This is a genomic window from Marivita sp., assembly GCF_965656765.1.
GTDB lineage: Bacteria > Pseudomonadota > Alphaproteobacteria > Rhodobacterales > Rhodobacteraceae > Marivita.
This window is the reverse complement of sequence record NZ_CBFHLV010000097.1, coordinates 1-7,517: the sequence shown is the minus strand read 5'-3', so window position 1 is coordinate 7,517 and position 7,517 is coordinate 1. Positions and strand designations below refer to the sequence as shown.

General features: G+C 55.3%; 8 protein-coding genes. All 8 read left to right on the top strand.

Annotated elements, in window-relative coordinates; genetic code table 11:
• The first annotated feature begins 39 nt into the window (after positions 1 to 39).
• Positions 40 to 519: a hypothetical protein gene (locus ACTG4M_RS16600; RefSeq protein ID WP_439124781.1), complete on the top strand. Its 480-nt coding sequence runs from the start codon at positions 40 to 42 to the stop codon at positions 517 to 519.
• Positions 516 to 1,103, top strand: a complete 588-nt coding sequence (locus ACTG4M_RS16595; RefSeq protein WP_439124780.1) for a peroxidase-related enzyme — start codon at positions 516 to 518, stop codon at positions 1,101 to 1,103. Before ACTG4M_RS16600 ends, ACTG4M_RS16595 begins: the two co-directional genes overlap by 4 nt.
• Positions 1,100 to 2,179, top strand: a complete 1,080-nt coding sequence (locus ACTG4M_RS16590) for an NAD/NADP octopine/nopaline dehydrogenase family protein (protein WP_439124779.1) — start codon at positions 1,100 to 1,102, stop codon at positions 2,177 to 2,179. The genes ACTG4M_RS16595 and ACTG4M_RS16590 overlap by 4 nt, the downstream gene beginning before the upstream one ends.
• Positions 2,180 to 2,248: 69 nt before the next feature.
• On the top strand, positions 2,249 to 3,358 hold the full coding sequence (locus ACTG4M_RS16585) for an ABC transporter substrate-binding protein (RefSeq protein ID WP_439124778.1): 1,110 nt from the start codon (positions 2,249 to 2,251) through the stop codon (positions 3,356 to 3,358).
• Between the two features lie 75 nt (positions 3,359 to 3,433).
• On the top strand, positions 3,434 to 4,420 hold the full coding sequence (locus ACTG4M_RS16580) for an ABC transporter permease (protein WP_439124777.1): 987 nt from the start codon (positions 3,434 to 3,436) through the stop codon (positions 4,418 to 4,420).
• A 14-nt stretch (positions 4,421 to 4,434) separates the two neighbouring features.
• A complete protein-coding gene (locus tag ACTG4M_RS16575; protein ID WP_439124782.1) occupies positions 4,435 to 5,226 on the top strand; it encodes an ABC transporter permease in 792 nt (263 codons plus the stop codon).
• Positions 5,223 to 6,302 carry an ABC transporter ATP-binding protein gene (locus ACTG4M_RS16570; RefSeq protein WP_439124776.1) on the top strand — a complete coding sequence of 360 codons (1,080 nt, stop codon included), beginning with the start codon at positions 5,223 to 5,225 and terminating at the stop codon, positions 6,300 to 6,302. The genes ACTG4M_RS16575 and ACTG4M_RS16570 overlap by 4 nt, the downstream gene beginning before the upstream one ends.
• A 540-nt stretch (positions 6,303 to 6,842) precedes the next feature.
• On the top strand, positions 6,843 to 7,505 hold the full coding sequence (locus ACTG4M_RS16565) for a glutathione S-transferase (protein ID WP_439124775.1): 663 nt from the start codon (positions 6,843 to 6,845) through the stop codon (positions 7,503 to 7,505).
• Positions 7,506 to 7,517 lie beyond the last annotated feature (12 nt).

Here is a 7,517-nt window from a genome sequence, read left to right as displayed (position 1 = left end):
GACAGAGCTTGAACAGAATAGCCAGAAGGGCAAGGTCGCATGAGCGTGTTTGACACGACATCGCTTTCGTCGGCGGGAGTGAAAAAGACTGGATCCATAACAGATGCGGTGCAGACTCGCGCCAATATCTTTGCCATGACACAAGCTGCAGAAGATGCGGTTCTACGACCAAAGGAATGTGGCGCCTTTCCGCATGACCTCCGCGCCGCCATTGCCGCACGCATCGCGGCACAAGCGGGTGATGCTGTACTTGCAACGCGTTACGCTCAAGTCGCTGGTGCACGTACGCACATCAGTGATCCAGCGCAGGACGGTGGCTCAGAGGATTCCGTGCTGGTCACCTTTGTCGATAAGACAGCCAACGCAACGAGAGAAATTGAAGCGGAGGATATTGCTCGTCTAAAAGCAACTGGTATCAGCGATGCCGACATCGTGCGCATATGCGAGTTGGTGGCGTTTGTAGCCTACCAGGTTCGGGTGGTTGCCGGTTTGCGCCTGATGCAGGGGGGCAATCAATGAGCCGCGTGGTGCACAAGTTCACGCGCCGGGTGCCCGAGTGGCAGCCGCGGGTGACGCCGCTAAAACTCAATGAGGCCACGCCCGCGCAACTTGATGCGCTGAAAGTCACGCCGTCGAACACCAAGGTGTCGGCCTATGTCTTGACACTGGCGCACGACGTGGAAAGCCTCGCCGTGCGATCTCCGTTGTTCAACGCGATCATGTATGACGAAGGCGGCATGTCCCGCGCGGAACGCGAACTCGGGGCAATTGCTGCGTCTATGGTCAATCGATGCATATACTGCGCTGCGGTGCATGCGGACAGGCACGCCAAGCTGGAAAACAGCACCGACGTGACTGACAAGCTTTTCGCAGACGGCGCGAATGCTGATTTGTCACCACGCGATACCGCGATCTTTGCATTTGCACGCAAGCTGTCGGAAGCGCCCCCGAACGCTGGCCCTGAAGACATGGCCGCGTTGCGTGCGGTTGGGCTGACGGATGAAGAAATTCTGGACCTGATCCTATCGTCTTCGCTCTTTGGATGGGCCAATCGGTTGATGCATGTGCTGGGTGATCCGGTCCGGTCTGAGGGAACGGCATGAGCGCGGTGAAGGTCGGCATCGCCGGAGCAGGCTCCATCGCGTTGGGGACAGCCGCGCTTTTGGCGGATCAGGGGCACGACCCGATGCTCTGGTCGCCTTCTGGTTCCGGGACATACGGCTTGAAAGGCAGCGTCACAGCGGGAGGCGCACTTGAATTGGATTTCTCGCCCCGCATCGCGGCGTCGGCTGAACATCTGGTTTTGGAAAATGACGTTCTGATCATTGCCGTGCCAGGTTACGGTCACAAGGCCGTCATGGATGCGCTTGCCCCTCACATAAGCGCTGGCCAGCACGTGATCATGTCGTCTCATGCTTCAATGGGAGCGATCTATTTGATGCGTTTGCTGGAGGCGCGCGGCGTGTCGACCCCGATTACCGCGTGGGGCACAACCGTCGTCACCGGGCGGCGGCAAGACGGGCCGGTGGTTCGGGTCAATACCGTGCGTAGCCGGGTCGATCTGTGCACTGTTCCTGACAGTGCTTCAGAGGCGGCACTGGCCCTGTGCCAAAACCTGTTCGGCGATCGATTTCAGCCGCGCGACGGGCTTCTGGCGATTTCCTTGTCAAACCTGAACCCACAGAACCATCTGGGGATTGCTCTTGGCAACATTACCCGCATGGAACGTGGCGAGGTGTGGAGCCAAGGGCAGAACGTGACACCCAAGGTGGGACGGCTGCTAGAAAAACTTGATCTGGAACGACTTGCCATTGCAGAAGCGCTGGGCCTTTCAGTAAAAACGATCTTCGAGCATTTTCACCTCAGCTTTCACGTCCCCGTCGCGTCGATTTCCGAGATGAACCAGCAGATGCACGCACAAGGAAATGGCGGTACCGGCCCTGCAACCGCTGATAGCCGTTACGTGACCGAAGATGTGCCATATGGCTTACAACTTACCGCTGTTCTAGGGCGGCTGGTCGATCGACCAGCCATTTTGCACGAAGCCGGGATTCAGGTTTTCTCGGCCATGTACGACCGCGATTTCGCGCGGGAAAACGAACTGCTGACTGCGCTCGATCTAGAACGTTACAGCCTTGACGACTTGCAGCAGGCCGCCCGTACCGGTCTGTTGCGCTAGACAGATGACCTGGCGTCATGAACACTAAGCGTACGGAAACAAAAAAATATACAACAAGGAGATGATGACATGACCAAGCTTTTGATGAACCGCCGCCGCTTTATCGGCACAACCGCACTTGCTGGTGCTGCGGTGGCAAGCCCGGCCTATCTACGCCGTGCGGCTGCGCAGGGCAGTGGAGAGGTCAATATCTGGACGTACAACGATTTTGTGCCCGAAAGCTTCAAAGAACAGTTTGAGTCCGAAACCGGCATCAAAGTTAACGTGCGCCTTGTGGACGATCAGGGCAAACAGTTCAATTTGCTCGCTGCTGAACAGCCTAATCCAACCGTTGATATTATGACCGTTGCAGGCCACCGCTTCCTGCAGTTCATCGATAACGAATTGCTGGCCCCTCTGGACACCAGCCGCCTTAGCAATTGGGGCAACATCAACCCAACCTTCTCGGAAAGCGATTGGTCGACGATCAACGGTGAAAAATGGGGCGCACCGATCCTGTCCGGTATGGAGGTTCTGTCCTACAACACTGAGCTTGTCTCGCAGGAAGAAGCGATGACTTGGAACACACTATTCTCGGAAAAATATTCGGGTCAAACCGCGTATATCATTCAGGATATGATGTCGATCGTGATGCTCAAGATGGGTTACGATGGCAACATGGTCGAATACATGGACGATCCGGAAAAGGCCGCTGCCATCGTGGAAGAGGCCAAGCAGTTCCTGATCGATCATAAGCCATTGGTCCGTAAATATTATGATAGTGGTGCGGAATTCCAGCAGATGATGGTCAACCAAGACATCGCACTGGGCCATAGCTGGAACGGACCAGCGGCAGCGCTGATCAATGATGGCTTCCCGCTTGGTATGACGATCCCGAACGAAGGCTCTTACGGCTTTGTCTATACGTATAACGTCGCAAACAACGCACCAAATGTGGACAACGCATACACTTTCCTTGACGCAATTCTCGCCTCGCCTGAGATCGGTGCCGCGATGACCAAGGCGTCGGGCTTTATCTCGACCTACAAGGACGCGTCAAACTATCTGACGGACCTCGAAAAGAAATCGACGTCCTTCCCGGAAGAGCAGCTGGCCAATCTCCAGTTCTTCCGCGCCGAGGCCAACGAGATGAAATACAGTCTTGTCGATCCAGCGGTCGAGGCGGTCAAGGCCGCCTGATCCGTGTGACCCTGAGGCCCGCCGCCGAATGTGGCGGGCCGACACAGATTTCCCGTCGAGAAAGGTATTCGTCAGATGACCTATGACGCATCCGTGCGCAAAGACCGCGACGGCCATGCGGTGCCCTCGGGTGACCGTCCATTCTGGGGACGGGTCGCCAATTGGGGACCATATCGTGCGTTTTCAGCGTTTCTGACTGCGTCACCGCGCCGACAGTTTGTGATCCTTGCTGCGTTCCCGATCCTTTGGCTTCTGACCCAGCATCTGGGGCCCATGCTTCAGATGTTGCGTGTGTCCCTGATTGACGCGTATCCAGTGGCACCGGGCACGCCGCAGGAATTTACAGTCGATAATTACATGCGGTTCTTTGGAGATCGCATTTTCTGGCAGCCGTTTTTCCGAACGCTGACCTTTGCTGCGGTGTTCACCTTGTGCACGCTGATCATCACCTATCCCGTGGCCTATTTCCTCGCGCGCCATGTCAGCCGCAAGAACCAGATGCTTATGCTCTTGCTGCTCTTGATTCCTTTCTGGGTTGGGGAAATCGTGCGCACCTATGCGATCATGATTCTACTGGGCAATACGGGGGCCGTTAACCTTGTGCTCAAATGGTTTGGGCTGATCGATCGCCCCATTCCGTTTATGTACACCAGCTTTTCCATGGGGATCGGAATCGTCTACCTTACTGCGCTCTACATGCTGCTGCCGCTCTATTCAGCACTTGAGAAATTGCCGCAAAGTATGAATGAAGCGGCCGCCGATCTTGGAGCAGGGGCCTGGACCCGGTTCCGCCGTATATCACTTCCGCTGACCATCGAAGGTATCTCATCGGGCTGCACTCTGGTCTTTCTGATCTCAACAGGGTTCTACGCGACCCCGGTGCTCTTAGGGGGGCCTTCAACGACGGTCTTCGCAGAGACCATTGCCGGGTTCTTCCATGTGGCGGGCGACGAATGGCCCACCGGCGCAGCCTTTGCAGTAATCATGTTCACGGCTGCTTTGGTGATCACAGGTGTCTTTCAGAAATTGATGAACATGCTCCGCAAAGGAGACACAAAATGAACCAACGGGTCGAGTTGAATCGCGGCAACCGCATCTTTTTGGCCTGTGTCTATTGGGCGTTTGTCTTGTACGTCTTTGTGCCGCTGATCCTGATGGTCATGATGGGTTTCAAGGACAGCAAGTTCATCGGGTTTCCAATCCGGTCCTGGACTCTTGATTGGTACACTGGCGTGTTTTCTGATGCAGAGGTGCTTTATACATTCGGCTATTCCGTTTTGATCGCCATCCTGTCGACACTGATTTCCGTGATTGTTGGCACGTGGGTTGCGGTTTTGCTCGAGGGTCGTAAGTTTTGGGGGCGGGCGGTCACGTTTGGCCTCATGGTGCTGCCGGCACTGGTGCCGGGGATCATTTCCGCAATCGCGTTTCGCATCTACGCACGCACGCTAGGCATTGAGCCGGGCATGGGCGCGATTATCTGGGCGCACGCTGTGCACAACGTGCCATTTGTTTCACTGGTTGTGATGGCAAGGCTATCGACCTTACCCAAAAGCCAGATCGAAGCGGCGCGCGACCTTGGGGCTGACCCGCTTATCGCGTTCATGCGGATTACGCTGCCGTATCTCGTCCCGGCGATCTTGGGCGCCAGCGTGTTTTGCCTGCTGCTAAGCTTTGACGATTTCGTGCGGTCCTTCTTTCTCGGAGGCTACGAACCGACACTTCCGGTGCTGATCTTCGCAATGCTGCGATCTGGTATGTCGCCAGAAATCAATGCGATTGCCACTGTCGCGCTTGTACTCACTGCGGCCATTGGCATCTGGGCCGAACGATTTACCCGCCGCGCCAACAAGGAGAGTCAGGTATGACATCCCCACTTGTCCATATAGAAGGTATATCCAAACGCTTCGGTGATGCGGTCGCACTAGAAAATCTGTCGCTCGATATTGCGGAAGGGGAGTTCGTGACTTTCCTCGGCCCATCTGGCTGTGGCAAATCCACGACCCTGCGGATTCTCGGCGGGTTTGAACGACCAGACACTGGGCGCGTTATTCTTGATGGCGAAGACGTTACGAACCAACCGCCGGAAAAGCGCCACGTGAACATGGTGTTTCAGGACTACGCTCTTTTCCCCCACATGACGGTCCAACAGAACATATCATTTGCGCTCGAACTCAAAGGGATGGACAAACCTGCGATTAAGCGGCGGCTGGACGAAATCATGTCGTTCCTCGAGCTTGATGGGTTTGCTGATCGATATCCTGAGCAGTTGTCTGGTGGGCAACGGCAGAGGGTGGCCTTGGCACGCGCACTGGCCCCGGATCCGGCGCTTTTGCTTTTGGACGAACCACTCGGCGCGCTGGATGCCAAATTACGGGGACAGGTGCAGCGGGAACTTAAATCCATTCAGCGTCAGACCCACAAAACCTTCTTCTTTGTCACCCACGATCAAGAAGAGGCCCTGACGATGTCAGACAGGATCGTTGTCATGAACCAAGGCCGTGTCGAGCAGGACGGCACACCGGAAGACCTCTATTTCCACCCCATAAGCCGTTTTGTCGCCGAATTTATTGGTGAGACAAACCTGCTATCGGGCAAGATGCGCGGCGTTGATGGTGGGGCAGTTGTGATGGATTGGTTCGGCCAAACCCTGCGAGGCCATGCACCATCGGGCGTCCCGACCGAAGGCGCGTCAATCACGGCCTCCGTCAGACTGGAAAAGCTCGGCTTTCACAAAAAACGCCCGGATTTGCCCAACGCAGTTCAGGGCCGCGTGATCAGCCGGACGTTTCTCGGCAGTCGAATGGCTGTGGATATGGTCGTAGACCAGACCGATGGTGCAAGACTGCGGGCGTTTGTCGATTCCGACACCGGACATTCAATTGGCGATGACCCGATCTGGGCGGCGTGGGACAGCAACAGTATGGCGGTCTTACGCGATTAACAAATCCGAGCATTGGCTTGTGGAATTAATGCCAATGTGTTCTCGTGCTTTAAGCCGCATCGTCTTGCCGTGCTCCTAGAAAGCTCGGTGTATGAACTACTAAATGACGTTCATTGGTTTGGCTTGAAACCTCACTCCATACATCGCGTTGTAACGACTGTTAGTCGCAGGATGCTGATTTTTCATAATAAAAATGGTGCCGGGGTGCGGGGCGCAAAAGAAAGGCAAGTGTCAGATTTTAAATTGGTTATTATCTGAATAAAATTACTTGAACCCCGTTCGGTAGCCCCAAATCCGAATTTGCCTGTGTGGACCTGTCCCGCGCCGCTAGGCCTCGTTGAGGAAGGCCCACTGCTGCCGTTGACGCAAGGGTCTCGCCACTGCTCTGCAGCTCGCATTGCCGACATTCGCTGCGATTGCATAAATGTACAAAGGGCTGAGGTTGTCGCTAGGAAATGAAGCGATCATCCTGTTATCGTTGTGAAGCTCGCCCGAAGGTTTCGATTTTGCTGCAAACTCTATTATTCTTACAGTGCCCCCATGAACCAAGACATGTTGACCATGCCTCGACCGATCCTGTGGTCCTTTCGTCGCTGTCCTTATGCAATACGGGCGCGGATGGCAGTTTTGAGCGCGGGGCTGGAGGTGGAACTGCGCGAGATCAAATTGAAAGATAAGCCGCAGGCGTTTCTCAGTTCATCACCTTCGGCCACGGTACCCAATCTGCAAGCGGGCGTTCTGAATTTAGATGAAAGCCTCGACATCATGCATTGGGCGCTTGGGCAAAGTGATCCGGATGGGCTGCTGAACATGCCCAATATTGGCGAAACTCTGATTGCCCAGAACGACGGACCCTTCAAATCGGCGCTTGATCATACAAAATACGCCGTCCGTTATCCTGATCTCGATCCGCAATCCGAACAGGCGAAAGCGTCTGAATTCATTCAGTCTCTTGAAACGCGATTGGCCATGCAGGCTTTCCTGACAGGCGACAGTCCCACTCTGGCCGACATTGCGATCTTTCCATTCGTCCGGCAGTTCGCCCACATTGACCGTGCCTGGTTTGATGCGCAGCCTTGGCCCCACGTGATCCTTTGGCTGGATGGCTTCCTTCAAAGCGCCGATTTTCAGAAGGCCATGACAAAAATCCCTGTTTGGGAAGACGGCGCGCGCCCCTATGTTTTTGGCAACACATCGGAATAGTTCGGTCCAATG

Excerpts from the sequence above, each read along its gene's own strand:
- ACTG4M_RS16600 (WP_439124781.1), top strand. The coding sequence starts at position 40 with ATGAGCGTGTTTGACACGACATCGCTTTCGTCGGCGGGAGTGAAAAAG.
- ACTG4M_RS16595 (WP_439124780.1), top strand. The coding sequence starts at position 516 with ATGAGCCGCGTGGTGCACAAGTTCACGCGCCGGGTGCCCGAGTGGCAG.
- ACTG4M_RS16590 (WP_439124779.1), top strand. The coding sequence starts at position 1,100 with ATGAGCGCGGTGAAGGTCGGCATCGCCGGAGCAGGCTCCATCGCGTTG.
- ACTG4M_RS16585 (WP_439124778.1), top strand. The coding sequence starts at position 2,249 with ATGACCAAGCTTTTGATGAACCGCCGCCGCTTTATCGGCACAACCGCA.
- ACTG4M_RS16580 (WP_439124777.1), top strand. The coding sequence starts at position 3,434 with ATGACCTATGACGCATCCGTGCGCAAAGACCGCGACGGCCATGCGGTG.
- ACTG4M_RS16570 (WP_439124776.1), top strand. The coding sequence starts at position 5,223 with ATGACATCCCCACTTGTCCATATAGAAGGTATATCCAAACGCTTCGGT.
- ACTG4M_RS16565 (WP_439124775.1), top strand. The coding sequence starts at position 6,843 with ATGAACCAAGACATGTTGACCATGCCTCGACCGATCCTGTGGTCCTTT.